Annotated in this window: 25 protein-coding genes; 8 read left to right on the top strand and 17 right to left on the bottom strand. The window is 61.4% G+C overall.

The window, feature by feature from the left end; all coding sequences use genetic code 11:
* Position 1 precedes the first annotated feature (1 nt).
* The 5 genes from thiD to ACWF8S_RS16740 all read right to left on the bottom strand — a co-directional run bounded on the left by thiD (position 2) and on the right by ACWF8S_RS16740 (position 4,413).
* Entirely contained in the window at positions 2 to 823 is an 822-nt protein-coding gene (thiD, locus tag ACWF8S_RS16720; protein ID WP_447554586.1) for a bifunctional hydroxymethylpyrimidine kinase/phosphomethylpyrimidine kinase, read from the bottom strand.
* Between the two features lie 9 nt (positions 824 to 832).
* A complete protein-coding gene (locus ACWF8S_RS16725; protein ID WP_447556627.1) occupies positions 833 to 2,236 on the bottom strand; it encodes a TRAP transporter large permease in 1,404 nt (467 codons plus the stop codon).
* Positions 2,237 to 2,244: 8 nt separating this feature from the next.
* Entirely contained in the window at positions 2,245 to 2,793 is a 549-nt protein-coding gene (locus tag ACWF8S_RS16730; protein ID WP_447554588.1) for a TRAP transporter small permease subunit, read from the bottom strand.
* Positions 2,794 to 2,944: 151 nt separating this feature from the next.
* On the bottom strand, positions 2,945 to 3,766 hold the full coding sequence (locus ACWF8S_RS16735) for an endonuclease/exonuclease/phosphatase family protein (protein ID WP_447556628.1): 822 nt from the start codon (positions 3,764 to 3,766) through the stop codon (positions 2,945 to 2,947).
* Positions 3,767 to 3,780: 14 nt separating this feature from the next.
* Positions 3,781 to 4,413, bottom strand: a complete 633-nt coding sequence (locus ACWF8S_RS16740) for a thiol:disulfide interchange protein DsbA/DsbL (protein WP_447554590.1) — start codon at positions 4,411 to 4,413, stop codon at positions 3,781 to 3,783.
* Between the two features lie 398 nt (positions 4,414 to 4,811).
* Between ACWF8S_RS16740 and yihA the strand changes: the two genes are divergently transcribed.
* Positions 4,812 to 5,450 (top strand): ribosome biogenesis GTP-binding protein YihA/YsxC, encoded by a 639-nt coding sequence (yihA, locus tag ACWF8S_RS16745; protein WP_447554592.1) that lies wholly within the window; start codon positions 4,812 to 4,814, stop codon positions 5,448 to 5,450.
* Between the two features lie 40 nt (positions 5,451 to 5,490).
* Here yihA and ACWF8S_RS16750 read toward each other — a convergent pair whose 3' ends face one another.
* The 8 genes from ACWF8S_RS16750 to ACWF8S_RS16785 all read right to left on the bottom strand — a co-directional run bounded on the left by ACWF8S_RS16750 (position 5,491) and on the right by ACWF8S_RS16785 (position 13,678).
* Entirely contained in the window at positions 5,491 to 6,255 is a 765-nt protein-coding gene (locus ACWF8S_RS16750) for an HAD family hydrolase (RefSeq protein ID WP_447554594.1), read from the bottom strand.
* Positions 6,252 to 7,160, bottom strand: coding sequence for a tyrosine recombinase XerC (locus ACWF8S_RS16755; RefSeq protein WP_447556629.1), 909 nt, complete (start codon positions 7,158 to 7,160; stop codon positions 6,252 to 6,254). Before ACWF8S_RS16755 ends, ACWF8S_RS16750 begins: the two co-directional genes overlap by 4 nt.
* Positions 7,153 to 7,863, bottom strand: coding sequence for a DUF484 family protein (locus ACWF8S_RS16760; protein ID WP_447554595.1), 711 nt, complete (start codon positions 7,861 to 7,863; stop codon positions 7,153 to 7,155). Before ACWF8S_RS16760 ends, ACWF8S_RS16755 begins: the two co-directional genes overlap by 8 nt.
* Before the next feature lie 16 nt (positions 7,864 to 7,879).
* Positions 7,880 to 8,713, bottom strand: a complete 834-nt coding sequence (gene dapF, locus ACWF8S_RS16765) for a diaminopimelate epimerase (RefSeq protein ID WP_447554596.1) — start codon at positions 8,711 to 8,713, stop codon at positions 7,880 to 7,882.
* A complete protein-coding gene (lysA, locus tag ACWF8S_RS16770; RefSeq protein ID WP_447554597.1) occupies positions 8,713 to 9,984 on the bottom strand; it encodes a diaminopimelate decarboxylase in 1,272 nt (423 codons plus the stop codon). The genes dapF and lysA overlap by 1 nt, the downstream gene beginning before the upstream one ends.
* Positions 9,984 to 10,103 carry an LPS translocon maturation chaperone LptM gene (lptM, locus tag ACWF8S_RS16775; RefSeq protein ID WP_447554599.1) on the bottom strand — a complete coding sequence of 40 codons (120 nt, stop codon included), beginning with the start codon at positions 10,101 to 10,103 and terminating at the stop codon, positions 9,984 to 9,986. Before lptM ends, lysA begins: the two co-directional genes overlap by 1 nt.
* Positions 10,100 to 11,503, bottom strand: a complete 1,404-nt coding sequence (argH, locus tag ACWF8S_RS16780) for an argininosuccinate lyase (RefSeq protein WP_447554600.1) — start codon at positions 11,501 to 11,503, stop codon at positions 10,100 to 10,102. Before argH ends, lptM begins: the two co-directional genes overlap by 4 nt.
* 105 nt (positions 11,504 to 11,608) lie before the next feature.
* Positions 11,609 to 13,678 carry a putative bifunctional diguanylate cyclase/phosphodiesterase gene (locus tag ACWF8S_RS16785; protein WP_447554601.1) on the bottom strand — a complete coding sequence of 690 codons (2,070 nt, stop codon included), beginning with the start codon at positions 13,676 to 13,678 and terminating at the stop codon, positions 11,609 to 11,611.
* A gap of 136 nt (positions 13,679 to 13,814) precedes the next feature.
* On the opposite strand from ACWF8S_RS16785, the gene hemC reads away from it, so the two are divergent.
* The 5 genes from hemC to ACWF8S_RS16810 all read left to right on the top strand — a co-directional run bounded on the left by hemC (position 13,815) and on the right by ACWF8S_RS16810 (position 18,995).
* Positions 13,815 to 14,759, top strand: a complete 945-nt coding sequence (hemC, locus tag ACWF8S_RS16790) for a hydroxymethylbilane synthase (protein WP_447554602.1) — start codon at positions 13,815 to 13,817, stop codon at positions 14,757 to 14,759.
* A 35-nt stretch (positions 14,760 to 14,794) separates the two neighbouring features.
* A complete protein-coding gene (locus ACWF8S_RS16795) occupies positions 14,795 to 15,583 on the top strand; it encodes a uroporphyrinogen-III synthase (protein WP_447554603.1) in 789 nt (262 codons plus the stop codon).
* 6 nt (positions 15,584 to 15,589) lie between these two features.
* On the top strand, positions 15,590 to 17,107 hold the full coding sequence (locus tag ACWF8S_RS16800) for a uroporphyrinogen-III C-methyltransferase (protein WP_447554604.1): 1,518 nt from the start codon (positions 15,590 to 15,592) through the stop codon (positions 17,105 to 17,107).
* Complete coding sequence (locus ACWF8S_RS16805; protein WP_447554605.1) at positions 17,104 to 18,384, top strand: heme biosynthesis HemY N-terminal domain-containing protein; 1,281 nt, start codon at positions 17,104 to 17,106, stop codon at positions 18,382 to 18,384. Before ACWF8S_RS16800 ends, ACWF8S_RS16805 begins: the two co-directional genes overlap by 4 nt.
* A 293-nt stretch (positions 18,385 to 18,677) precedes the next feature.
* Positions 18,678 to 18,995, top strand: coding sequence for a hypothetical protein (locus ACWF8S_RS16810; protein WP_447554606.1), 318 nt, complete (start codon positions 18,678 to 18,680; stop codon positions 18,993 to 18,995).
* A gap of 84 nt (positions 18,996 to 19,079) precedes the next feature.
* Here the strand turns inward: ACWF8S_RS16810 and ACWF8S_RS16815 are convergent, their stop codons facing one another.
* From ACWF8S_RS16815 to mscL, 4 genes are all read right to left on the bottom strand, one after another.
* The gene (locus ACWF8S_RS16815) at positions 19,080 to 20,399 is read right to left on the bottom strand and encodes a c-type cytochrome (RefSeq protein ID WP_447554607.1); all 1,320 of its coding nucleotides are present in this window, start codon (positions 20,397 to 20,399) and stop codon (positions 19,080 to 19,082) included.
* An 11-nt stretch (positions 20,400 to 20,410) separates the two neighbouring features.
* Positions 20,411 to 22,183, bottom strand: a complete 1,773-nt coding sequence (locus ACWF8S_RS16820) for a GMC family oxidoreductase (protein WP_447554608.1) — start codon at positions 22,181 to 22,183, stop codon at positions 20,411 to 20,413.
* A gap of 2 nt (positions 22,184 to 22,185) precedes the next feature.
* A complete protein-coding gene (locus tag ACWF8S_RS16825) occupies positions 22,186 to 22,890 on the bottom strand; it encodes a gluconate 2-dehydrogenase subunit 3 family protein (RefSeq protein ID WP_447554609.1) in 705 nt (234 codons plus the stop codon).
* 284 nt (positions 22,891 to 23,174) lie between these two features.
* Complete coding sequence (gene mscL / locus ACWF8S_RS16830) at positions 23,175 to 23,666, bottom strand: large conductance mechanosensitive channel protein MscL (RefSeq protein WP_447554610.1); 492 nt, start codon at positions 23,664 to 23,666, stop codon at positions 23,175 to 23,177.
* A gap of 344 nt (positions 23,667 to 24,010) precedes the next feature.
* Between mscL and gbdR the strand changes: the two genes are divergently transcribed.
* A complete protein-coding gene (gene gbdR / locus ACWF8S_RS16835) occupies positions 24,011 to 25,144 on the top strand; it encodes a choline metabolism transcriptional regulator GbdR (protein ID WP_447554611.1) in 1,134 nt (377 codons plus the stop codon).
* Positions 25,145 to 25,372: 228 nt separating this feature from the next.
* Entirely contained in the window at positions 25,373 to 26,350 is a 978-nt protein-coding gene (locus tag ACWF8S_RS16840; RefSeq protein WP_447554612.1) for a dipeptidase, read from the top strand.
* Positions 26,351 to 26,423: the final 73 nt, after the last annotated feature.

Raw genomic sequence — 26,423 nt, forward strand, 5'->3', positions numbered from 1 at the left:
GTCACCACCAATGATGAAAATGATGAACCGGCCCACGCCCGTGGCCGACGTGCAAGCGCTCGCTGGCCTCGAGTGCGGCGTGAAGCCACTGCTTGGCCTCTCTGATCGCCTCGACCGGGGCGCTTTTTGGGGCATCCATGGGCAGCTTCGCCAGACAGGCGGTAATCGCCGAGGAGAGCGCACAGCCGGTCCCGTGAAGGTTCTCGGTGGCGATGCGCGAGGCGGGAAGCCAGGTATGTTCAGACGGTGTGGCCAGTAGATCCGGGCAGGTTTCACCGGTCAAGTGGCCGCCCTTGAGCACCACGAAAGGCGCACCCAGTCGGGCCAGTCCGGGCAGCATCGCCTCCATCTCATCCGGCGTTCCTGGCGTTGAGGTATCCAGCAGCACGGCGGCCTCGGGCAGGTTCGGCGTGATCACGTGGGCCAGGGGCACCAGCACGTCGCGTACTGCGCGAATGCCTTCGTCATCGACCAGGATATCGCCGCTCTTCGCGACCATCACCGGGTCGAGCACGATCCAGCGCGGGCGATGGCGACGCAGTACCTCGGCAATGACCTCGGCGACCTCGCGGCTTGCGACCATGCCGATTTTCACCGCATCGATCTCGACGTCCTCCAGCAGGTTCTCGAGCTGCGCCCGGATCATGTCCGGCGAGACCGGCTCCACCCGGGCGACGCCGCAGGTATTTTGCGCGATCACGGCGGTGATCACGTTGGTCGCATAGACGCCCAGCGCCGAAAACGTCTTGAGATCCCCTTGCAGCCCGGCGCCACCCGAGGGGTCCGAACCGGCAATGGTCAATACCTTGGCAATGTCGGCCATAATCACCTCTTACATGATGGACGGAAGCCAGGTGGCAATCCCGGGAAACAGCGCCAATGCCAGTAACATGCCCAGTTGCAGCAGAATAAAGGGAACTACCCCTTTATAGATGGCCGACGTCGGAACGCTGGGTGGCGTGACGCCCCGCAGGTAGAAAAGCGCGAAGCCGAACGGCGGGGTCAGAAACGAGGTCTGCAGGTTCACGGCAATCATGATACCCAGCCAGATAGGATCGACACCCATGGCCAGCAGTACCGGCCCGACGATCGGCACCACCACGAAGGTGATCTCGATGAAATCGAGAATGAACCCGAGCAGGAAAATCACCAGCATCACGATGATCGTTGCCCCGACCACACCGCCGGGCATCGACTCGAAAAGCTCGGTTACCAGCTCCTCACCGCCGTAGGCGCGAAACACCAGTGAGAAAAGCGCGGCACCGATCAGGATCAGAAACACCATGCTGGTGACCTGGGCGGTCGAGTAGAGCGCCTCCTTGAGCATGGTAAAGCTCAGCCGCCGATTCGCTGCCGCGAGCATCAGAGCGCCGAAAGCCCCCACGGCGGAGGCCTCGGTGGGCGTGGCAAAACCGCCCAGTATCGAGCCCAGCACCGCCACGATCAAAAGCACCGGCGGCACCAGCCCCTTCAGTAGCAGCGGCCAGATCGAGCCTTGATGGCCAAGCTCAGCCTTGAGCGCCGCCCGGTCCACGGCGGGCGCCAGGGTCGGCTTTAACCAGGCTATCACCAGCAGATACATGATGTAGGCGACGACCAGAATGAGCCCCGGCACCAGCGCGCCGATGAAAAGATCGCCGATCGAGAGCGTCTTGGGGCTCCATACGCCCATGGACAGCTGAGCCTGCTGGTAGGCATTGGAAAGCACGTCACCCAGCAGCACCAGGGCGATCGAAGGCGGAATGATCTGGCCTAGCGTGCCCGTGGCGCAAATGGTGCCGGTGGCCAGCGCCGGCGAGTAGCCGCGCTTGAGCATGGTGGGCAGCGACAAGAGCCCCATGGTGACCACCGTGGCGCCGACGATACCCGTCGAGGCGGCCAGCAGCATGCCCACGATGACTACCGAAAGCCCCAGCCCCCCGCGCAGCGAGCCAAAGAGCATCGCCATGGCATCTAAAAGCGTCTCCGCCACCCGGGATTTTTCCAGCAGCACGCCCATCAGGATGAAAAGCGGCACCGCCAGGAGCGTGGCATTGGTCATGATGCCGTAGAGCCGGTTGGGCATCGCGCCCATCATGCGCGCCTCGAACGGCACGGTCACACCCATGGATTGAAGCGCCAGGCCGATACCGGCAAAGGCGAGCGCGGTGCCGGCAAGCGACAGCGCCACCGGGTAACCCAGCATCAGCACGCCGCACACGGCGGCGAAGAGCACCAGCGGCATGAAGTCCAGTATGACGGCCACTAGACGATCTCCTCATGCTCATGGGTGGGATTGGGAAGCGCTCCGCGGATGATCAGCGTTTGGCGAATCAGTTGCGCCACAGCTTGCAGCAGTAAAAGCGCGACCATGACCAGAATCAGGGTCTTGAGCAGATAGACCGCCGGGATACCGCCGTTGGGCGAACGCTCCATGATGGCCCAGCTGGTCATGACATAGTGAAAGCTGCCAATGGCGATAAACAGCGTCACGGGAATGAGCAGCAAGAGCGTACCCAGCAGATCGACCCAGGCCCGCGCGCGGCTCGAGAGCCTGCGGTAGAAGATATCCACACGCACATGGCCATCGTGCTTGAGGGTCCAGGCCGCGCCCAGCATGAAGACCGCGGCGTGCATGTACATGACCGACTCTTGCATGACGATGCTGTTGATACCCATCAGGTAGCGCAGCACCACGACGGCGAACTGCACCAGCATCATGATGATCACAAGCCAGGCGACGGCTCGCCCGAGGCCTTCTGTCAGGCCATCAAGCCAGCGCAACAGGCGTGGCTCATGAGATTTTGCACGCATTGAAGGTGTCCTGCGTTCGTGAAACGGCTCGGAATCATCGCTGATTCTAGCCTTTACGTCATCCCCTGGAGCGCGCAATTCATCCGCAAAGCGGTCTTTTCTCGACCCGTTATCGCTCGATGGATGCGATAGCACCCACGCAAAACCCTAGTTAAGCTTCGGGTCGTGCGCTTTCAAGCGCTTTCAAGCAGGCAGCAGGCAGCGGCAGGTCCACCGCCACCGGCAAATGATCCGAGAAGAGATGATCCAGCACGCTGACTTCGGCAGCCTCCAGGGTCTGCGAGAGCAGGATATGATCCAGCGCCCGCCGGGGCTGCCAGGAGGGATAGCTTAAAAGCGGCTTGACCGGATGCAGCGGCAGCGAGGCGCTGAAGCGCTCGTGGGCGTGAAGCTGCTCGGGGGTGCAGTTCAGATCGCCCATTACCACCACGTGGCGAAGCGGGGCGATGATATCGCTTAGATAGTTGAGCTGACGTACCCGGCCACGGTGGCTCAGCGCCAGGTGTGCCACGAAGATATGCAGCGCATCCGGGCCATTGCCAAAGCGTACATGAATTGCTCCGCGTCCCGGCAGCGTGCCGGGTAGCCGGTGCTCCTCAATACGGCTGGGGGCAAGCTTCGAGAGCAGGCCGTTGCTGTGCTGAGCAATGCGGCCCAGATTACGATTGAGCTGCTGGAAATGATGGGGGAACCCGGCCTGAGCGGCCAGGTACTCCACCTGGTTGATGCGGCTGGAACGGAAACTGCCGCCGTCCACCTCCTGAAGCCCCACCACGTCGAACTGCCCGAGTACGCCGCCCATGACATCCAGGCGCTTGACGCGACGCGGATGGGGTAGAAAGTGTTGCCAGCTACGGGTGAGGTAGTGGTGATACGCCGAGGTCTGAATGCCGACCTGCAGATTGAAGGTCAGCAGTCTCAACGTGCCGTTTTCCAGCACCGAGCCATCGGCGCGCCGGGCCTGGCTGGTCATTGGATCCTGCACGGTTACTCGTCGCGCTCGCTACGCACACGTTCGATCAGCGCCTCGGCGATCACCGGCATGTTATCCAGGCTACCCGCCGTGCTGGGGGTAATGACATAGCGGCCATCCACGATCAGGGCCGGCACGCCCATCAGGCGCATTTCGCGCATGCGGCTGTTCGCCTTGTTGGTTTCGCTGCGTACCGGAAAGGAGTTCAGCGCCTTTCTGGCCTCTTCCTCACTGACACCGTAATTGGCAAAAAACGCGGCAATATCGTCTTCGTCGGTCAACGACTGGCCATCCTGGTGAATGGCGTCGAAGAAATCCTTGTGGAGTTCTTCTTCGATACCCAGCGACTGCGCGGCATAGAAAGCGGTGGCATGGGTATTCCAGTTGCCTCCCATGGTCGCCGGCATCTTGACGAGCGCTACGTCATCATCGAGGGTCTCGTACCATTCGTTGACCGGCTCCTGCAGACGGTAGCAGTGCGGGCAGCCAAACCAGAACACTTCGGTGACTTCGACCTGATCATCACCGGCCACCGTGGATACCGGGTTTTCAAGCAGTGTGTAATCCTGACCTTCCACCGGCTCCTGAGCACTGACGGCGGCGGAAAGAGTAAGGCCGGCCAGGGCCGCAACGAATACTTTAAGCATTATGAAAATTCTCCAAGAATGAACGACGCTTATGACTGTCAGGATGTTTAACCGGTTCCCATGCTAAGGATCTATTCAGACCCCCGCCCCTCCCGCGTCCGGTACCTGGCCTGAGCAATGACGCATGAAACGCGCGGGCGGGCAGGCACTATACGGCGCGGGGTGTGAAGATCAATCGCAAAGGCGCACTTGTCGGCTTTTTTACCGCCTTGCGGTGTTACACTAGCGTTTTCAGCAAGCCTACCTGCCTGAGCCTGCGTAACGTCTGGCCAAGTGTAACGAATCCCGTGCGTGGCTTAAACGGCCGCCGCCAAACCGGATGCTTTCACGCTACGTGGTCCAGGATTTATTGCTTAGGGTAGCCTTGATGTGTGACTCAAGCATTCAGGATCTTTTCCATGTCGACTCAAGATCGCGAAAGCCCGCGACTCAACTACGCCACCGCCCAGTTCATGATCAGCGCCCCGCACCTGGGTCTGTGCCCGGACGATACCGGCGCCGAAGTCGCCTTCGCCGGGCGCTCGAACGCGGGCAAATCGAGCGCGATCAACGCGCTGACCCAGCAAAAGGCGCTGGCGCGCACCTCGCGTACGCCCGGGCGCACGCAGCTCATCAACTTTTTCAGCCTGATGAACAACCCCGCCACGCGCATGGTGGATCTGCCGGGCTACGGCTATGCCAAGGTGCCCGAGAAGGTCAAGCTCGAGTGGCAGCGCCACCTGTCCGAGTACTTGATGGCACGCTTCAGCTTGAAGGGCGTGGTGCTGTTGATGGACGTGCGCCATCCGCTTACCGAATTCGACCTGACCCTGCTCGATGTGGCCGACCAGCGCGGGCTGCCGGTGCATATTCTGCTCACCAAGGCCGACAAGCTTAAAAAGGGCCCGGCGAGCGCGGCGCTGCAGAAGGTACGCTCGCGCCTTGTAGAGTGGGAGGACCTGGTATCGGTACAGCTGTTCTCCTCGCTCAAGCGCGACGGTGTCCCACAGCTTTGCCAGATCCTGGATCGTTGGCTCGACGCCCCGGAGCCCGAATAACTCAGTCCGATAACCAAGTCCAATCACTCAGTCCAATAATTCAGCCCGCCGCGTTCTCCAGCCGTTCGATCAGCGCGGGCAGCTCCTTGACATGGCTCAGCCGGTAAACACGGCTGGGCAGCGCCTGGTTGCTCTCGGCGGCGATCCACACCGCGTGCATCCCCAAGCGGCTGGCGGGCAGCACGTCTTCTTCCCAGGAGTCGCCGACGTGCATGGCGTTTTGTGGGTCGACGTTCATTTGTTCGAGCACGGTGACGAACGCATGGGGGTCGGGCTTGGGCGCAAAAAGCTCCCCGGCCGCCACGGCGATGGGAAAGTAGGCGGCCAGGGGCTGGCGCTTGAGGTGAATATTGCCGTTGGTGATCGCCGCCAGGTGAAAGCGCTGGCCCAGCGTCTCGAGTAGCTCGGTGGCTTCCGGGTGCGGCGTCACCTGCACGCGCAGGCGGTGGAACTCGTTCATCGCCGCCGCCGCCCACAAAATGGCGCTACTGCGCGTAAGCCCCGCCGCCTCCAACTGCGCCTCGAGGGCGCGAAGGCGCAGCCAGGTGAAGTCGCCCCGGCGCTTGGGGGTCGCTTTTGCAAGTGCCTGACGCCTTGTCAGGTAATCCGCCAGACCTTCTTCGAAGTCGATCGCAAGCGGCGCTTCGCCGCGCGCGCGCTGCCACTCGGCCAGCGCGCTCAACAGCCAATGGTAGTGGCCCTGCTCGGTTTTCAGCATCACGCCGTGATTATCCCAAAGCGTATCGTCGAGATCGAAGGTGATGGCTTTTAGCTCGGCTCTTGGTTCGGCTCTTGGTTCGGTCATGGCTCGCTCCGGGGGCGGCGTTTGGCACGGGGGTGGGCGGCGTCGTAGCTCTGGGCCAGATGCTGCCAGTCAAGACGGGTGTAGACCTGGGTGGTGGCCAGGTTGGCGTGACCCAAAAGCTCCTGCACCGCGCGCAGATCCTGGCTCGACTCCAGCAGGTGGCTGGCAAAGGAGTGGCGCAGCCGGTGCGGGTGCAAGTGCTCGGGCAGGCTGCGCTCGATAGAAAGCTGCGCCAGGCGCTTTTGAATGGCGCGGTGGCCCAGACGCTTGCCGCGCCGGCCGACAAACAGCGCCTTTTCGTCCTGCGATGCCCAGGCATTTCGAGAGTCAAGCCACTGGGCCAGCGCGGTGCGGGCGCGCCTGCCTACCGGTACTTGGCGGGGCTTGCCCCCCTTGCCCAGTACGCGCACGAACTGAGCATTCAGGTTGTGTGTATCAAGGGCGGCAAGCTCGGCCAGACGCAGCCCGCTCGAGTAGAAAAGCTCCAGCATTGCCTGGTCGCGAAGGGCCATGGGCGAGCCGTCATGGGGAGTATCCAGAAACTGCGCGAGCGTATCCACGTCCAGCGGCCTGGGAAGGTGGCTGGGCTGTCTTGGCGTGCGCAAAAGCTTGACCGGGTTGTCCGCAAGTTCCCCCTGGCTTACCAGGGCATCGGCAAAGCGGGAAAGCGCCGCGCGGCGGCGAGCCAGGCTTCGTGGCGCAAGCCCGCGGCTTCGCTCTGCGCCCAGAAAAGCGCGTGCCAGCGGCGTATCGATGCCCTGAACCCAAATCACCTCGCGCTGTTCGGCAAACCGGGCGAAGGCCGTCAGGTCCTGCCGGTAGCCCGCTACCGTTGCCGGGCTTGCATAGCTTGCAAGCTTGGCCAGATAGGCGTCGATGGCATCGACCAGCGCCGGGCTAGCCATGTTGGCCCAGACGCTGTAGAAGCCGTGCAACGATATCGCCCAGGTACTCGGTGAACAGCGTATCCATGCTTGCCCGGTAGCACTCGGCATCCGGGCTTGCCAGCAGCAGATAGCCCATGGGCTCGCCCGCCGACAGCCGCGAGATGGCGCAGGAGCCCGCCTTGCGCGGCGCCTTGGTATGGGGCAGCAAGCACTTCCAGTCGCTCACGCTCAGCTTGACGCAACGGCTGGTGCGGCCATCCAGCAGCGCGGTCAGGCGCGTGGACGCGCGCTGGTCCAGCACATGGCGCGGTGGCTGGGGAAGCGCGGGCTCGTCGTCGCTCAACGAGGACGGACACCAAAGCGCCATGGCCGGGGTATCGAAACGCTCGCTGAGCTGGATGGCCAGCGCCTGGGCCAGGGCGTCGCGATCCTCGGCCTCCGTCAGCGCCAGCAGCGTTTCGCGCAGGCGCCGGTACTGCGCCTCATTGTGCCGGGCGGTCTCCAGCAGATGCTCAAGGCGGCCCTCGGCGTTGTCTGCGCGTTGGCGAAGGTCCAGTACCAGCCGCTCCAGAAGCGAGACGGCCCCGTCGATATAGGGGTGGGGCACCTTGAGCTGCTGCAGTAAGCCTTCCCGGCCGACAAAAAAGTCCGGGTGACGGGCCAGCCAAAACGCGACCTGATCCGGGTCGAGCGTCTTGCGCGGCTCTGGGGCTTGCGACATCACCATTCTCCTTGGGTTAGTTGAGCGTCACGCGGCCATCGAACACGCGGGTGGCCGGACCGACCATGACAAGCGACCCGTCCATGTCGGGCCACTCGATGAGCAGCGTTCCGCCAGGCAGGTGTACCGTCACCGGGCTTTTCAAGAGCCCCTGGCGAATACCGCTGGCCACCGCCGCACAGGCCCCGGTCCCGCAGGCCAGCGTCTCACCGCTGCCGCGCTCGAAGACGCGCAGGCGAATCTCGCCTTCCGATACCACCTGCATGAAGCCGACGTTCACCCGCCGGGCGAAACGCGGATGGGCCTCCAGCAGAGGGCCCAGACGTTCAACCGGGGCATGCTCTACGCTCTCCACCGTGAGTACCGCGTGGGGGTTGCCCATGGAGACGGCCCCGATCCCGAGCGTCTCCCCGGCCACCTCGATCGCGTGAAGCGGAACGTCTTGTGTCGCCTCAAAGGGCAGTGCTGCCGGGTCAAAACGCGGCCGCCCCATATCTACCCGCACCAGGTTATCCTGCTGAACGTGAAGCGTGAGCGGCCCGCCGGCGGTTTCCACCCGAATCTCGTGCTTGTGGGTCAGGCGCTGTTCACGCACGAAGCGCGCAAAGCAGCGCGCGCCGTTGCCGCAGTTTTCCACTTCGCTGCCGTCGGCATTGAAGATGCGATAGCGAAAATCCATGTCCGGATCGCGAGGTGGTTCGACCACCAGCAGCTGGTCGAAACCGATGCCGAAGCGTCGGTCGGCCAGGCGCGCAATCAGCTCATCGGTCAGCCGGGCCCGCTGGGTGACCAGATCGATCACCATGAAGTCGTTGCCCAGGCCGTGCATTTTGGTGAAATGAAGAAGCATCAAGACGCCTCGGTTGGCAGTAACGTCTCACCGGCCCACAGACTTTCCAGCGTTTCCCGGGCGCGGACGACGTGAAAGCCACCGCCGTCCACCATCACTTCGGCGGGCCGGGGGCGACTATTGTAGTTGGACGCCATGACGAAACCGTAGGCGCCGGCCGAGCGCACCGCCAACAGGTCGCCTTCGACAAGCGCCAGTTCGCGCTCCTTGCCCAGAAAATCGCCGGTTTCGCAGACGGGGCCGACGACGTCATACACTGCTTTGGGCCGGGAACCGCGGGTATCCACCGGGATGATCGCCTGCCACGCCTGGTAAAGCGCCGGGCGGATCAAGTCGTTCATGGCGGCGTCGACGATAGCGAAGTTCTTGGTCTCGCCGGGCTTCAGAAACTCCACCCGGGTCAGCATCACCCCGGCATTGGCAGCGATGGAGCGTCCGGGTTCGAACAATAATGTCAGGTTCTCGCCGCCTTCCCAGCGCGACAGCCGGTCGAGAAGCTTGCTGGCGTAATCGAAGGGCTGGGGCGGGGTCTCATCACGGTAGGGCACACCCAGCCCGCCGCCAAGATCCAGGTGCTCGATCTCGATGCCGCGCTCGCGAAGCCGTTCCATGAGCACCAGAAGCCGCTCCAGGGCGTCCAGAAATGGCGCGGTCTCGGTGAGCTGCGAGCCGATATGACAATCGAGCCCGACCACCCTGAGGTGCGGCAGGCGCGCGGCGAGCTCGTAGACCTCAAGCGCATCACTCACCGCAATGCCGAACTTGTTGTCCTTGAGCCCGGTGGAGATATACGGGTGGGTGCCAGCGTCCACGTCCGGATTGACGCGAAGCGAGACCGGCGCCACCGTATTCAGCTCTCCGGCCACCTGATTCAGGCGCTCGAGTTCCGGCGCGGACTCCACGTTGAAGCACTTGATGCCCACCTCGAGCGCCCGGGCCATTTCATCACTACGCTTGGCCACACCGGAGAAGACCACCTTGGCCGGGTCGCCGCCGGCCTTGAGCACCCGCTCGAGCTCGCCCACGGAGACGATATCGAAACCCGCGCCAAGGCGCGCCAGAAGCCCCAGCACCGCCAGGTTGGAGTTGGCCTTCACCGCATAGCAGATCAGGTGAGAATGGCCGCCCAGGGCTTCGGTATAGGCGCGAAAGTGACGCTCCAGTGTGGCTCGGGAGTAGACGTAGCAAGGCGTGCCCACCTCGTCAGCGATACGTGTCAGCGCCACCTCTTCGGCGAACAGCACACCGTCGCGGTAGTTGAAATGATCCATTACCCCTCCTGCTGGCTAGCCGCGTTCCGGCTTGATTCATCGGGCAGATAAAGCGGGCCCTTCTGCCCGCAACCGGCCATCAACAAGGCCATGGCCATGATCAGCAGACATGCTCTCATACCGACTCCCGCTGCGCTTTCAGCGCCTCACGGGCACGGCTGGCGGCAGCGCGCACCTGATCCGGGGCGGTGCCGCCGATATGATTACGCGCCGCCACCGAGCCTTCCAGGGTCAGCACCTCGAACACGTCCTCCTCGATGATGTCGGAGAAGACCTTGAGCTCATCCAGGCTCATCTCGGAAAGATCCTTTTTCTCTTTCAGGCCAAACGCCACCGACTGGCCGACGATCTCGTGGGCATCGCGAAACGCCACGCCCTTGCGTACCAGATAATCGGCAAGATCCGTCGCCGTGGAGAAGCCGCGCCGCGCCGCCTCATACATGCTCGCCTTTTTCGGCTCGATGGCAGGCACCATGTCGGCGAAGGCCTTCAGGCAGTCCAGCACCGTGTCCACAGCGTCGAACAAGGGCTCCTTGTCTTCCTGGTTGTCCTTGTTGTAAGCCAGCGGCTGGGATTTCATCAGCGTCAGAAGGCCCATCAGGTGACCATAGACGCGCCCGGTCTTGCCGCGAACAAGCTCCGGCACGTCCGGATTCTTCTTCTGCGGCATGATCGATGAGCCGGTGCAGAAACGATCCGGCAAGTCGATGAAGTCGAACTGAGCACTGGTCCAGAGCACGAGCTCCTCGCTCATGCGCGACAGGTGCATCAAGAGGATGCTGGCGAAGCTTGTGAATTCGATGGCAAAGTCGCGATCCGACACGGCGTCCAGCGAATTTTCCGCCGGGCGTGAAAAGCCCAGAAGTTCGGCGGTGACGTGACGATCGATCGGGTAAGTGGTGCCGGCCAGCGCCGCCGCCCCCAGCGGCAGCACGTTGACGCGCTTGCGGGTATCCAACAGGCGCTCGTGATCGCGGGTGAGCATCTCCTGCCAGGCCAGCAGGTGGTGACCAAACGTCACCGGCTGAGCGGTCTGCAGGTGGGTGAAACCGGGCATGATGGTGTCGGCCTCACCCTCGGCAAGCTCGATCATGCCGTCGCGCAGGCGGGTGAGCTCGGCGTCGATCATGTCGATGGCGTCGCGCATGAACAGGCGGATGTCGGTCGCCACCTGATCGTTGCGCGAGCGCCCGGTGTGCAGCTTCTTGCCGGTAATGCCGATCTTTTGGGTCAAGCGCGCCTCGATGTTCATGTGCACGTCTTCAAGCGGCACCGACCACTCGAATTCATTGCGCTCGATCTCGCCCCGAATCTCGGTCAGCCCGTTGACGATGGCGTCGCACTCTTCACTGCTCAAGACGCCGACTCTGCTGAGCATGGTGGCGTGGGCGATCGAGCCCTGAATGTCCTGGGGGGCCAGGCGCTGATCGAAGTTCACGGAGGAGGTAAAGCGGGCAACAAAGGCGTCGGTGGGCTCGCTGAAGCGTCCGCCCCAGGATTGATTCGTAGCTTGGGTCATCGAGGGTTCCTGCTGACAAAACGAAAGTGACAAAATCAGGGGAGTCGTTGTCGACGAGTGTACCAGAGTCGACCCTGTTCGCGGCACGGGGTTTGCGCGTGCGTTTCAAGCACCCGGTTGATCCAGCAAGACGGTATGGCGATCAAGACGGTCCAGGTACGCGGTGAGCTCATCCAGCGGAATCGGCCGGGCGAAGTAGTAGCCCTGCAGGTAGGTGGGATGCCTTTCGCGCAGATAACGAAACTGCTCGGCGGTTTCCACACCTTCGATCAGTACCGTAAGCCCCAGTTTCGACGCCATGGTGATGACCCCTTCGACAATGGCGGCGTCGTTCTCGTCACTGGTCACATCTCGAATGAACGAACGATCGATCTTGAGCTTGTTGATGGGCAGGCGCTTGAGATAGCTCAAGCTTGAAAAGCCGGTGCCGAAATCGTCCAGCGCAATGTGAACGCCCAGTTCGCGCAACCCGTTGATGGCACCAATGGCGTGCTCGGCACTGTCCATGAGTACGCCTTCGGTAATCTCGATTTCCAGAAGTGTCGGGGCCAGGCCGCTCTGTTCCAGCACTTTTTCGATCGAGGCGACAAACCCCGGGCGCTGAAACTGCATCGGGGAGACATTGACGGCCATGGTGATCGGGCCATGCGCGCTGTCGTTGAGATATACCGCATCCCGGCAGGCGCGGTTCAACACCCACTCGCTGATGGGAATGATCTGGCCGGTCTCCTCGGACAGACTGATGAACTCGTCGGGAGAAATGATGCCCTGGGTTGGATGTTGCCAGCGGATCAGGGCCTCGACCCCCACCACCCGACCAGTAACGCTATCGATCTGGGGCTGGTAGTGAAGTTCGAACTGCTCCTGTTCGATGGCCTTTTGCAGCGCGTGGCGAAGATTGACCCGCTCGGTCACCTTGCGGTTGAGCTCATCGGTGTACCACTGATAGGTATTGCGTCCGCGGCGCTTGGCCTTGTACATCGCAAGGTCCGCCTGCTGAATCAGCGTGCGGGGCTTGGCGAGGCTGCCGTCGTCGGTACCGATACCGATACTGGCGGTAAGGTGAAGCTCGTTGTCGTGATACCAGTACGGCGCGGCGATGCGAGCCAGCAGACGCTCCACGACCTGCATCACGTCCTGCTCGTGCGCCAGATCCGGCAAAAGGACGACAAACTCGTCGCCACCGATGCGAGCCACGGTATCCCAGGGACGCAGTTCCTCTTCCAGACGCCGCGCCACGCTGATCAGGATGAAATCGCCGGCGTCGTGCCCCAGGGAGTCGTTGATGGGCTTGAAGTCGTCCAGATCGATGAACAGCACCGCCAGATAACGCTGGTAGCGCTTGGCCATCACGCAGCCCTGAGACAGGCGCTGATGAAGCAGCTGACGGTTGGGCAACCCGGTCAGGGCGTCGTGGTGGGCATTGTGACGCAGCTGCGCCTGGTACTCGCGCTGGGCGGTGACGTCGTTTTGCACGCCGATGAAGTGCGTCACCAGCCCCTGGTCGTCGCGTACCGGGGAAATATAAAGATCATTCCAGAAAAGCGTGCCGTCGCGGCGGTAGTTGCGCAGCATCACGTGCACATCGCGCTGCTCCCTGATACCCCGGCGCAGCTGCTTGAGCGTGGCTGCATCGGTCTTCTCGCCCTGCAGGAAACGACAGTTGCGCCCCATCACCGCATCGCGCGCGTAGCCGGTAATTTGCTCGAAGGCCTTGTTGACGTACACCATGGGCAGATCCGGCGCCCGGGCATCAACGATCACCACCCCGTTGGTACTGGACTCCACGCTGCGCTCCAGAAGCGTCAGCTGCTGCTCGGAAACCTTGCGTCGGGTAATGTCCCGGGCGATCACGTAGATGACGTCGGCATCGGCGGAGGCGCTCACCTCCAGCCACTTGAGTTCCCCGGACTGGCTGCGCGCGCGAACGTCGAAGGCATCGATCAATTCACCCTGATGTATGCGCGCAAGCGCTCTTTCGATCACCGCATAATCCTGCCGATCGATAATCACACCGCAAGGCCGGCCGATCAGCTCTGTGGCAGAATATCCCAGCAGGTTTCCAAAGGTAGGGTTAACATTCAAAAGCGTCCCTGCAAAATCGATGCAGCAGAACATGTCCTGCGACAGCAGGAAAAATTGATCTAGCTCACCTTGAAGATCAGCAGGGGGCATAGGGCGTTACCTGAGCATGTCGTCCGTATTATACGTTAGCCAATTGTGGCTGGTTATTTTTACTGCGTGACCGGGTGCTTTATGATGAGAATTATCATAGTTCGACGCGCCGTGTCAGCGGCAAAGGGAGAATAACGTGTCATCCATCACCAAACTACGCATCGCCACGCGTAAAAGCCAATTGGCCATGTGGCAAGCTGAGCACGTCCGGGAACGACTGATGGCGGCACATAGCGGTTTAGAAGTCGAGCTGGTCGCCCTCTCGACCAAGGGGGACAAGATTCTCGACACTCCCCTGTCTAAAATCGGCGGAAAAGCTCTTTTCGTCAAAGAGCTTGAAGAAGCCATGCTCGATGGCCGCGCCGACATCGCCGTGCATTCGATGAAGGATGTGCCCATGCATTTTCCCGAAGGGCTGGGCCTTTCGGTGATTCTCGAGGGCGCGGAACCGACCGATGCGTTCGTTTCCAATCGTTACAAAAGCGTTGACGAGTTGCCCGAAGGGGCACGGATCGGCACCGCCAGCCTGCGCCGTGGTCTGCAGATGCGCGAGGCACGCCCGGATCTCGAGATACTCAATCTGCGCGGCAATGTGCAGACCCGGTTGGCGAAGCTCGACGACGACGAGTTTGACGCCATCATCCTCGCCACTTCCGGGCTCCAGCGCCTGGGACTCGATGCGCGCATCGCTCAGGAGCTGCCGCCGGAGATCTGTCTGCCGGCCTGCGGACAAGGGGCGCTGGGCATCGAGTGCCGGCTGCACGACCCGGACTTGATCAGCCTGCTTACGCCGCTGGATGACGCCGATACCGCCACCCGGGTACGCGCCGAGCGCGCCATGAACACCCGCCTCGAAGGCGGCTGTCAGGTGCCCATTGCCGGACACGCGGTGCTGGATAAAGCCAACGAAACCATCTGGCTGCGCGGTCTGGTAGGCAACCCCGAAGGTACCGAAGTACTGCGTGCCGAGGGCCGCGGCTCGATACATGAGCCCGAGGCGCTGGGCATTCGCGTCGCCGAGGATCTGCTGGATCAGGGGGCGGGGGATATCCTCGCCGAGGTATACGGCAACAACGTTTGAGCAGGACGAAGACAGCGTATGAGACCGTACAGCCCATGAGTCAGCCGGTACTGATCTGTCGGCCCGGCGAGCGCGGCGAGGCGCTGGCAGAGACGTTGCGCGCCCAGGGGGTTCTTGTTGAATCCCTTGAGGTAATGACGCTTCAAGCGCTGGACGAAGACCCGGCGCTGACAAGCGTATGGCTCGATCTCGATCAGTACCATAAGATAGTGGTGGCAAGCCCCTTTGCGGCTCGCTGCCTGAGCCAGGCGGTCGATCGCTACTGGCCGCAATTGCCGGTGGGCATCGATTTTTACAGTCTGGGACAGGGGACGGCCGGCGTGCTGTTCGATGAGCTGGGGGTACGCGTTCACGTCCCCCCGCCCCGGGCGGGCGAGGATACCAGCGAAGCGCTTTTATCCCTGCCCTCGCTCAAGCATCTGACCCATCAGCGCGTGCTGCTGGTGGCCGGTGAAGGGGGCCGTACCCTGCTGGCCGATACACTCACCGAACGTGGCGGCGCCTTGACCCGAGTGGCGGTCTATCGGCGAGCATACCGGCCACCCAGTGCCGATTTGCAAAGGCGCCTGACGAGTGGCAGTTTTCATGCATTGATGGTGACCAGCGGCGAGTTGCTTGAATATCTGGCAAAATGGTGTCATCAGGCAGCGTTGAACCAGCCACTGATTGTTTCCAGTCACCGTTTAGCCGCGTTGGCCGGCAAGCTGGGGTTTTCCGACCTCAAGGTGGCGTCGGGCGCATCGCCGGCCGCACTGACTGCGGCGCTGAACGAATCCTGCAACCCCCGGGGTGCCGATGTCGATCAAAGAACTTACAAGGGCTAGCGACAGATGAGCAAACAACCACTCGATCAGGAAGGCGCCGACAAGACGCCCACCGATGCCTCTCAAGACCGGCCGGCGACGAGCAAGACGCCCGCGGTCGACGATGCACCCAATGCAAAAGCGACGCCGACCGATGGCAAGAGCGCCTCTGACGCCTATGCTGCCAAGAACAGTCGCTCGCGCAGGCGCAACAACAAAGGCGGTGCCAACGCTCAAGAGGCGTCAGGCCCAAACGCCACGTCACAAGGCACGCCCAGCACGTCCACCGTGACCGATAAAACACCTGCCGCATCGGCGCCCGCTGCGACATCACCGACCGGTACCAAGGCATCATCTGGCAAGCCCGACGCCTCAAGCGCTACGACGTCGCCCACCACGCCCCCCTCTTCAAGCCGCAGCGGCGGGTCAAACGACAGAGGTGGAGCAAACGGCAATGGCAAGGCAAATGACAGAGGCAAGTCAAGCGCCCATGGCGGATCAAGCGGCGGAGGCGGAGGCGGCAAGATCGCCATCGTGCTGGTACTGATTCTTGCGCTGGCACTCGGCCTTGTCGCGTGGCAGCTTTGGCAGCGCCTGGACAGCCAACAGACACGCATCGATGAGCTTGCCCGGCAAACTCAGGACAGCGCCACTCAGCAAAGCCTGACGGAGCTGGAGTCACGCCTTGAAAGCGGCGAAAGCGAGCGCAGCGAGACGCTGGAAAGCACCGTCAGCGAGCTTCGAGGCGAGCTTGAAAACGTTCAGGCAAGCGTCGAGGAAACCGTGGCGGAGGTGCTCGACCAGCTTTCCCAGGCCCAGGACAGCGATGAACGCGACTGGCTGCACGCCGAGGCGGCCTATCTGCTGCGTCTGGCCAACCAGCGCCTGCAGCTGGAAGGCGACGTCGACGGTGCCGCGGCGCTGCTGCGTACTGCCGACGCTCGTCTGGTGGATGCCGACAACCCGGCCCTGACGCCGGTGCGTCGTGAAATCGCCAGTGAACTGGCCGCGCTGGACGCCGTGCCGCGCGTGGACCGCACCGGTATCTATCTTGCGCTCAACGCCCAGCAGGAGCGTGTGGCCGGGCTGCGCCTCTCTCAGGAAATCGAAGAACGTGCGGTCAACTCAGGGATCGAACAGCCCCCCAGCGGCTCGTTCGAGCGTCAGCTGGCGCGCTTTGGCGCCGAACTTCGCGACCTGGTCGTGGTGCGCCATCACGATGAAGCGCTGGAAGCACTGATTACCCCGGAGCAGGAATCCTACCTGCGTCAGAGCCTGCGCCTGATTCTCGAGCAGGCGCAGCTTGCGCTTCTCAAGGAGGAGCAGCCTCTGTTCGAGGCCAGTATCGATAAGGCACTGACCTTGCTCGACAGCTACTATGACGTCGAGCGCGAAGAGACCCAAAGCGTCATCGAGCGCCTGCAGGAGCTCAAGCAAAACGAGATCGAACCCGAACTTCCTGATATCAGTGGTTCCCAGCAGGCGATGACCCGCTTTATCGACAACCGTTTTGAATCGCGTCGCCAGGGCGGAGGTGACGAATGAGAAAACTTCTACTGCTGATCGTGGCAGGACTGGCCGTCGGCGCTCTGTTCGGCCACCTGATGATGTCGGTGCCCGGCTACTGGCTGATTCGCGTGGGCGATACGTCCGTGCAGACCTCGTTCTGGTTCGGCCTGGTGCTCTTGCTGGGCGCGTTCATCTTGCTGCACTTCGCCCTGCGCCTTTTGACCGGCATCATTCGCCCGGTGGGCCGGTTTCGCACCTGGAACACCCGCGCCCGCAACCGCCGCGCCATGAAGCGCACGGTGCGCGGGCTGGTGGCGCTCACCGAAGGCCGCTGGAAAAAGGCCGAGCGCACTCTGGCGGGCGCAGCGGACGACTCCAGTACTCCCATGGTGAACTATCTTTCTGCGGCACTGGCCGCGCATTATCAGGGCCACCACGAGCGCTCCCAGGAGCACCTCAACCAAGCCCAGCTTTCGACCGATGGTGCGGATACCGCCGTGGGCCTGATGCAGGCGCAGCTGATGATCGACCGCCAGCAACCCGAGGAGGCCCTGGCGATTCTCAACCGGCTGGATCAGAAACTGCCCGACCATCCGCAGGTGCTCAAGCTGCTCAAGCAGGTCTATCTGGGTGTCAACGACTGGGAAGGGCTGCGTCATCTGGTGCCGCGCCTGGCCGCCCGAAAGCTCATTACCCAGCAAGAGCGTGAACAGCTCGAGTTCAAGGCCTACCGTGAGCTGATCGTGTTCGAGGCCGGCAACCCGGCCAATATCGAACGGGTGCGTGGGCTGTGGGCGGACATGCCGGACTACCTGCGCGGCAACACCGAAATGATCGTGCTGTATACCGATGCGCTGCTCAACGCCAATGAGGAGACGATTGCCGAGCGGCTGCTCAGCCAATCTCTGGATCATCATTGGGATGCTCGTCTGGTGAAGCGCTACGGCCTGCTGGGGGTCGATGCGGCCCGTCAGCTCGCCAAGGCGGAGAAGTGGCTGCAAGAGCGCCCCAACGACCCGGAGCTGCTGCTGGCCTGTGGACGCCTTTCGCTGCGCACCGGTCAGTGGGAAAAAGCGCTCGAGTACTTCGAAGCCAGCCAGCGCCAGCGCCCGAGCGGCGAGGTGTGTGCCGAGCTTGCAAGGCTTTATGCAAGCCTTGGCGAGCACAACAAGAGCCAGCTTTATTATCGCCACAGCGTGGAAATGATGGCTCAATCGCTGCCTTCCCTGCCCCAGCCAAGCGACTCGAGCGACAGTGATGGCCCACAGAAAGGGGATAAAAAGCGGCGTCAAGCGAATAAACCAAGCCGTTAAATTCATGCAAGATCAAAAGGGGTGCCCGTAGGGCACCCCTTTTTTTGGTCGATACCCCTGCCTTGCCTGCCCCCTACGCTGAAGCCTCCTCCCTCATGCCATCTCCATGTCACTTCTTTGCCACTCCTGGAAAGCATTCTCCATCCCTTTAAAATCAAATTAATCGAACGGTCTAGTCGATTTTAAGCGCTTTTTATTCTATTTTTCCGACACTACTATGAGTGCATATTCTGAAGCGCATGAAGCGATCAGAACCGCACAATTACCCGATCGATACTTTGAGGTACGCCACCATGAAAAAACTGACTGCTACTGCCGCCATCGCACTTGCCCTTGTCTCTGGCGCTGCCTTTGCCGAGCGCGGTTCTGCCGAGCTGAACGCCATCGGCCAGCCCGAATCAGATGCCGTTCACCAAACCGAAGGCCGCAACGCTTCGCTGGACCAGCTGATCGCCAAGAACAGCTCGACCGGTCAGCCGATTTCTCACGCTGACTCCAGCGCTTCAAATGTGCTTCACAACGATACGTCTTTAAGCCAGCTCCAGGCTAAAAACGGCGCTACCGGCGAACAGACGCTCAACGCCACCACTGACGTTCCCTCGCAGGGCTAAGCATGAAAAACCCCACGGTCAAGTGGGGTATCGAGTCGAGAAGGGTGCCCATGGGGCACCCTTTTTTTGGCCCGCGCCACGGAATCAGTCGTCGATCACCGGCGCGCTGGTGATGCGATCCTCGGGCAGCTCGTCGCGCACGTCACTCACCTGACCGGCGCTGACATCGCCCGCCTCGTTCCCCCAGGCGGTGCGCACGAAGTTGGCAACGTCGGCCACCTCGTCATCCGACAGACGCCAGGCGAAATCCGGCATGGCCAGCCGCGCCGGGCGCTGTTCGGTGGACGGTAGTCGAGCGCCGGAGAGAATTACCCGGATAAGCCCGGTAGGATCCTCGGCGTTGACCATGGAGCTTCCCGCAAGCGATGGAAAGACCTGCGGCGCGCCTTGGCCGTTGGAGAAATGGCAGGCGTTGCAGTTATCCAGGTAAAGCCGCGCGCCAAGATCGTCTTCCACGTCGGCGGCGGTAAGCCGTGTCTCGGTCTCGTGGCCCGCCTGACGGCGCTGTTCCAGCGAACGCTCGCTATCCGGGCTTGAAAGCGACTTCAAGTAGCTGGCAATGGCGTGAAGATCACGCTCTTCCAGACGTGAGGTGCTGTGGTCCACCACCGGGGTCATCTCGCCAGCCACGGCGCTGTGGTCGTTACGGCCGGTGGCCAGGTAATCGACGATATCCTGCTGGCTCCAGCGGGCCAGGGCGTTGCCGTCTTCACCATCACCGCGCAGGCTAGGGGCATACCATCCCTCCAGCGTTTCGCCGCTGAGATAGGCATCATCGCCATCGGAAAGCGCCTTCTCCTGGAAGAACAGCCCCCGTTCAGTGTGACAACTACCGCAGTGACCCAACCCCTGGACCAGATAGGCGCCGCGGTTAAGTTCATCGCTGCGCTCCGGATCCGGCGTGAAGGGCTCGTCCGAGGTAAACAGCCAGTTCCAGAGCCCGATCCCCCAGCGTTGGTTGAACGGAAAGCTCAAATCCGTTTGCGGCGGCTCGCTGTTCACCGGCTCCACCCCTTCCATGAAGTAGGCGTAGAGGGCGTCGATGTCCTCGTCGGTAATCAGCGAGTAGGACGGATACGGCATGGCCGGGTAGAGCTTCTTGCCATCGCCGCGCACGCCTTCTCTGAGCGCGGCGGCGAACTCGTCACGGCTGTAATTGCCGATGCCGGTTTCCGGGTCCGGGGTGATGTTGGTCGAGAAGATATCGCCAAAGGGGCTATCCACCGCCAGGCCCCCGGCGAACGTCTCGCCGTCCGGCGCGGTGTGGCAGGCCACGCAATCGCCGGCCCGGGAGAGGTATTCCCCCCGGGTGATCTCGGCATCGTCAAACGCCAGCCCCGGCGTCACCATGCTCAAAAGGCCAACACCGGCAAGCCCCTGGCGCCATTTCAAGTAGGTCGTCATGGTCGCTCTCCTTAGGCTTGCACTAGTGGGCCGGGGTTGGGCAGGTACTGCTCGCGAATGGCTTTCGCCGACCAGTAGGTCAGCGCGCCCACGAGCCCCGTGGGGTTGTACTGGATGTTCTGCGGGAAGGCACTTGCCCCCATCACGAACACGTTGTGCACATCCCAGCTCTGCAGGTAGCGGTTCAGGGCGCTGGTAGAGGGGTCGGTCCCCATGATCGCCCCGCCCACGTTGTGGGTAGTCTGGTAGGGGCGGACGTCGTAGCGTGAATCAAAGTCCTTGAACGACAGCCGGTAATCATCCGGTCCCAGGGCTTTTGAAAGTGTCTCGATCTTCTGCTTCATGAACTGGGTCATGCGCACATCATTGTCCTTCCAGTCGAACGTCATGCGCATCAAGGGCCGGCCGTGATCATCGGTGTAGTTGGGGTCGAGATCCAGATAGCAGTCGCGGTAGGCCATGTTACTGCCGTGAGAACCGATGGTCATGGTATGGCCGTAAGATTCCTGCACCGCCTCTTTCCATCCCACACCCCAGCTCGGCGACCCCGAGCGCAGCTGCATGTTGCGGATCGGCTGACCGTTGGTCATGGCGGCGTTGATGTAGGAGCCGCCGATAAAGCCTTCCTGGCCGAAGTCGATCTGCTCGACGCCGAAATCATTGATGATCTCGCCGTTGGCGCCGGCACCGATGAAGGGATTGAACTCCTTGTCACGAAAATAGAGCAAGGAGCTGCCGTTCATCTGGTAGGCGTAGTTCTTGCCCACCACCCCTTCGCCGCTTTCCGGGTCATACGGCGTACCGATTCCCGACAACAGCATCAGGTGCACATTGTGCAGCGAGTAAGCACCCAGGATCACCAGATCCGCCGGCTGGAAGACTTCATTGCCCTCACCGTCGATATAGGTCACCCCGGTGGCGCGCTGACCATCGCTATCCAGCTCCACCCGCAGCACTTCGCTGTTGGTTCGATAAGAGAAGTTATCCCGGCGCTTGAGCGCATCCAGCACGCAGGTTTGCGGCGATGATTTGGAGTAGTTCAGACACCCATAGCGCTCGCAGAAGCCGCAGAAGTTACACGGGCCCAGCTGCATGCCATAAGGGTTGGTGTAAGCTTCAGAGGCGTTGGCGGCGGGCAGCGGAAAGGGGTGATAGCCGTGACTTCGCGCCACGTCGGCGAAGAGCACGTCGTTGTAGGTGCGGGGAAGCGGCGGCATCGGATACTCGCTCGAACGCCAGCCCTCGAACGGGTTGCCCCCTTCCTGGATCTCGCCATTCAGATTACCCGCCTTGCCGGAAATACCGGCAACCTTCTCGAAGAAATCGAAAAACGGCTCAAGCTCGTCGTAGCTGACCCCGAAGTCCTGAATGGTCATCTCGTCCGGGATGATATCCGCGCCCCAGTTCTCTTCGACATAGCTTTTAAGGCGCAGCTCCTCGGGCTGGGGACGCCAGTTATGGCCGTTCCAGTGAACCCCCGCCCCGCCCACGCCATCGCCGGGAAGAAACGACCCCAGGCTGCGGTAGGGGACCGCCATGTCGCCCACGTCATGACGCACGGTCAGCGTGCTTTTCGCCGGGCGCTGCATCAGCTTGTAACGTACCCCGTAGGTAAGCTCGTCGGCCATTTTCGGATAGGCAAAATCCGGCACCGTGTCGCGGTCTTCGCCACGTTCCAGCGCCAGTACGTTCAACCCTTCTTCTGTCAGTTCCATACCCATGATCGAACTGGTCCAGCCAAAGCCGACCAGTACGACGTCAACGGGTGGTTGTGTCCTTGCCATGCTTATCCCCTCTCGCCGTTGAGGCTGACCGGCCCTAACGGATATTCGACATTGTGCTGATCCACCCACTCACGATACGACCCGCGGGCGCCGGGAAACCCGATGAACTTCCAGGCCGCCATATGCTTGTTGCCGCCATGGATCGGGTCGGCGAAGTACCCCTCTTTGGTGTTTTGCAACAGCATCTCGAAGAAGTAGCTGCCCCGCATGTTCTCCATCTCGATGTCCCCCTGGGAAAGTGCCGTGAGCACCTCGTCGCGCGCCTCGTCGTCGAGAGCGGCGAACGCCTGGCCGTGCCGGCGCTGGGCATACTCGTTCACCGTCGCGATTCCCTCACGGTACATGTCCCGCGGGGCCAGCGGTGTCTGATGGCCGAAGAGTTCGGGCACGTCATCAGGAAACGGGCCTTTCATGTACCAGTCTGCGGCGTGGCCGAAGCGACCTTCCATCTGACGATCGATGAAAATCGGCACGTTGGTCTCGAGCGCGCCGGGCCCCGGGCCGTCGCCGGGAATCAGCCGGTCGCAGGCGGCGAGGATGAAATCCCACTCGCCTGAGTTGAAAAAGACCGGTTGATAGTCGCTTAGCTGCTCGGGGGGTTCATCGGCGGGGGCAGTCAGCGAAACGCCGCTGCCGATGGTGACCGCAGGGATGCTGGTCAAGGCGCCTTTCATAAAGCGCCGGCGTGATGCGTCTCTAAGGCTCACGGGTTCTCCTCTTCTTTGCGTCGACGGGCCATGGCGTGACGAGGCCTTCAAGCGCTTTAGCTTTATAAGCGAAGCGTTTATAAGACTTCTTTTAATTATGGACGTACAGACTAGTACATACACTGCTAATTAGCTTAGTAAGCATTAAAGGAATGTGTAAACACCCAGTCCGAATCGGCTCTAAAAACGTATACGCCCGGCGGGTGCCGGGCGTTTCGAGCGAATCTACAACTTTAGTATAGAGAAGTGTCTTTCAGACCCTGTTCCCCTACGACAGGACGGGCTCAAGAGACAGGCGGCGTGCCCGCTTCCTGCGTGACCTTGAGGGCGGACGTGCAGTGACCGCAGCGGGTGGCCTTGATAGGCACGGTCATGAAACAGTAGGGGCAGGACTTCTCGACCGGACTCTTGGGTTCGTCCACCTCTTCACGCTTCAGACGATTGATCATGCGTACCAGCATGAAAACCACGAAGGCCACGATAGTGAAACTGATGACCGCGTTCAGGAAAAGGCCGATATTGAGCGTGACCGCCCCCGCCGCTTGGGCCGCCGCCAGCGTCAGGTAAGGCCCCTCCACCGCACCTTCACTCAGCACGATGAAGATGTTCGAAAAATCGATGCCGCCTACCAGAAGGCCAATGATCGGATTCATGATATCCGCCACCAGACGCTGGACGATGAGCGTAAAAGCGCCGCCGATGATAATACCCACCGCCATATCGATGACGTTTCCCTTAACGGCAAACTCGCGAAACTCCTTGAAAAACCCCGACATTTCAGCACTCCTCGTTTAGAAAGTTTATTAGCATATAACGTTTTAATCATAAAACCCGCTACTTCAATCACTTATAAAAAGCGACGCCGGGTGTTCAGAAAACGTTGCGTTTTATTGGTTAATGCGAGAAAACCTCATTGGAGGGTTTTACAGGCGACCTTGGCCATTCTATTTGCGACAAGCCGCGCACCTCTTTCAAGATTGCTTTGTCAGTATAAGTGTCATCCATGCCACTATGCAGGCAGGACGCGATAAAGCTCGTTCATGGATTAAAACAACACGCCAGCGACATACCAGAAAAACAATAAAAAACCCAAGACGTTTAGGTGATAGAGGTAAAGACCATGACATCCGATCAAGTAACATACGGCGCTCCCGAGAGCCGCCCCAGCGCACCGCAAACCCTGGGTTTTCTGCTGCTGGATAATTTCACCCTGATTTCCCTGGCGTCTGCCATTGAACCCCTGCGCATGGCCAATCAGCTGGCCGGCCGGGAGCTTTACCGCTGGTATACGCTCACCCAGGACGGTGCGTCGGTACGCGCCAGCGACGGGCTCAACGTGACCCCGGATGCCGCCATGCAGGCGCCGCTTTCACTCGATTGGGTGATCGTTTGCGGCGGAGTGGCGCCCCAGCACAGCGTCAGCCGCGAGCACATTCACTGGCTGCAGGCCCAGTCGCGCCAGTTGAAGCACCTGGGCGCCATCTGTACCGGCAGTTGGGCGCTGGCCAAGGCGGGGCTTCTGGATCACTACGAAACCAGCATTCACTGGGAGTGTTTGGCCTCGGTGCAGGAAGCGTTCCCGAAGATCGTGCTGACCACCAAGCTTTTTTCCATCGACCGGGACCGCTTTACCGCCTCCGGCGGCACCGCTCCTTTGGACATGATGCTCAACCTGATTGCCCAGGACCACGGCAAAGCGCTGTCGGCGGGTATTTCGGAGATGTTCATCTACGAGCACATGCGCAACGAACAGGACCAGCAGCGCGTCCCCTTGAAGCACGTGCTGGGCACCACCCAGCCCAAGCTTTTGGATATCGTGGCGCTGATGGAGTCCAACCTCGAAGAGCCTTTAGAGCTTAACGAGCTTGCCACCTACGTGGACGTGTCCCGGCGCCAGCTCGAGCGGCTTTTCCAGCGCTACCTGCACTGCTCGCCCTCGCGCTACTACCTGAAGCTCAGATTGGTACGCGCGCGCCAGCTGTTGAAGCAGACGTCGCTTTCGATCATCGAGATCGCCTCGGTGTGTGGTTTCGTCTCCACGCCGCACTTCTCCAAGTGCTACCGCGAGTGCTTCGGCATTCCCCCGCGTGACGAGCGCCTAGGCTCGCAGTCGCCCCAGATCAAGGCCGCGCCGATAATCCAGCCCTGGGGCGTCGAGCCAGCCGGCGGCGAACCCGCCTCGAGCGCCCTGCTGGCGCTGGCCTACGCCCAGGGCGAGCCGACCTTTGCAAGCGTACCGCTGGTGAATTACTAGCGCGCCCGGCCACTTGCCGTAAGCACTGCCCAAGAGCTGCCCCACGGGCAGCTCTTTTTTTATACCGCCCCTTACCAGTGTCTTGGTGCTTTTTAACGCGAAGCCGAGGGCTTTGCCACGCGCATTGCCCAGGATGACGCTTTTGGAATTTCCGTCGTCGTTTCCAGGAGCAGAGCAGGCCCAGGGCAGCGCTATGCTCCCCTTCATGGACAACCCTGGAGCCTCGTTATGAACCCTGCTGAATTACACCAAGACGCCATCGTCATCGACGGTTTAATCATCGCCAAATGGAACCGGGAGCTTCTGGAAGACATGCGCCGCGGTGGCCTGACGGCAGCCAACTGCACCGTCTCGGTTTGGGAGGGCTTCAAGGCCACGGTGGACAACATCGTCGCCTCCAACAAGCTGATGGAAGAGTGCAGCGACCTGGTCCGCCCGGTGCGCACCACTGCGGATATCACCCGCGCCAAGGAAGAGGGCAAAACGGGCATCATTTACGGGTTCCAGAACGCCCACGCCTTTGAAGACCAGATCGGCTACGTGGAGGTCTTCAAGCAGCTCGGCGTGGGCATCGTGCAGATGTGCTACAACACCCAGAACCTGGTGGGCACCGGCTGCTACGAGCGCGACGGCGGGCTCTCGGGCTTCGGTCGCGAGATCGTCGCGGAGATGAACCGCGTCGGTATGCTGTGCGATCTCTCCCACGTGGGCGCCAAAACCTCCCAGGAAGTCATTCTCGAGTCCAAGCAGCCGGTGTGCTACTCCCACTGCCTGCCTTCGGGCCTTAAAGAGCACCCGCGCAACAAGTCCGACGAAGAGCTCAAGTTCATTGCCGACCACGGCGGCTTTGTCGGCGTGACCATGTTCGCCCCGTTCCTCAAGAACGGTATCAACTCGACCATCGACGACTACTGCGAAGCGATCGAGTACATCATGAACATCGTTGGCGAAGACGCCATCGGCATCGGCACCGACTTCACCCAGGGCCACGACCAAAACTTCTTCGAGTGGCTGACCCACGACAAGGGCTATGCGCGGCGTCTGACCAACTTCGGCAAGATCATCAACCCGGAAGGTATTCGCACCATCGGCGAGTTCCCCAACCTGACCGAAGCGCTTTTAAAGCGGGGCTTAAGCGAGTCCCAGGTCAGAAAGATCATGGGCGAGAACTGGGTGCGCACGTTGAAAGATGTGTGGGGCGAGTAACGATCGAAAACGGGGCGAGTCGATTCAAAAAAGCGCCGCCCCGATGACCCTCTCTTGTTTGAACAAGTACAAG

It is taken from the genome of Vreelandella xerophytica (genome assembly GCF_968048975.1).